Source organism: Psychrobacillus antarcticus, assembly GCF_029533155.1.
Lineage (GTDB): Bacteria > Bacillota > Bacilli > Bacillales_A > Planococcaceae > Psychrobacillus > Psychrobacillus antarcticus.
Window position 1 is genome coordinate 1 of record NZ_JAIZDB010000064.1, and the last position, 1,002, is coordinate 1,002.

Consider the following 1,002-nt stretch of genomic DNA (forward strand, 5'->3'; position numbering starts at 1 on the left):
GCCATTTTAGATCGTTTATTACACCGTGTGGAGGTTATTCACATGGAGGGCGATAGCTATCGCATGAAAAACAGGCAGCATGTATTTTAAGCAAAAGTGTTCATTTCAAACGAGCAAAAACTGTATGTTTTCACTTGACGGTTACAACATATTTTAAGATGAAACATCTATATTGTATATTTAAGTGGTTTTATAGCCAGTTATCCGCTTATATAAAGTGGATTTAATTGATTGGAGCGCAGAGCGGCGACTCCAGTGGGAACAGCGCGAGCTGAAGACCCTGGACTGAGCGTAAGCGAGGGAACCGGCTGAAGCCGTGCCCGCGGAACGCGTCCGCTCGGAGCGGAAATCAATTTCATATCTACATTATTCTTTTTAGAAGACCGGGCGTTTTTTTTGCCCGGTTTTTCTTAGTTTCTTCTATATAGTTATTTCATTTCATTAGATTTGAAAAGAAGTTATTTAATTTGAGAGGTTATAATAAAACTTAATTCGCCATAAAGTTCATGACGAAATAGATTAGAAAGCATATACTTAATTAAAAGAGGCTCTAAAAGTATTAATTCAATAAGAAGCATAGAACAAATTATGTTCAGTAAAAAATTCAATTCATTGACGTAAAGTGAGTGTTTTAGAGGGGTTAAACCAACTCTAATTAATTGTTGTATTTGTCTGAATAAAATGTTATCATAATCTATACAATATCTTTACAAATAGGTGTTGACGAAGTTAATAAAAGGGTGTTAAGATACAAAGGTCGCTGAAACAAGACGACAACTTATAACAACATGAACATTGAAAACTGAACATGCAAAACGTTAAGAAATACAGTTGTCAGCTAACCTAGTTAGTATGATAGCAAAACAATTTTTGACATCATTTAATGATGATGCCAGCAAAACAAATGAGCTTTTAAACTAGTTCTAATTTGTTGCCTTTCGAAATGCTTCGCAAATCGGAAGTCAACTATTATGGAGAGTTTGATCCTGGCTCAGGACGAAC

General features: G+C 35.2%; 1 protein-coding gene. It reads left to right on the forward strand.

Features of this window, described 5'->3' with window-relative positions; genetic code table 11:
• On the forward strand, window positions 1-90 hold a 90-nt coding region (locus tag LDK52_RS19865; protein WP_277587425.1), incomplete at its 5' end, for an ATP-binding protein.
• Between the last annotated feature and the right edge of the window lie 912 nt (window positions 91-1,002).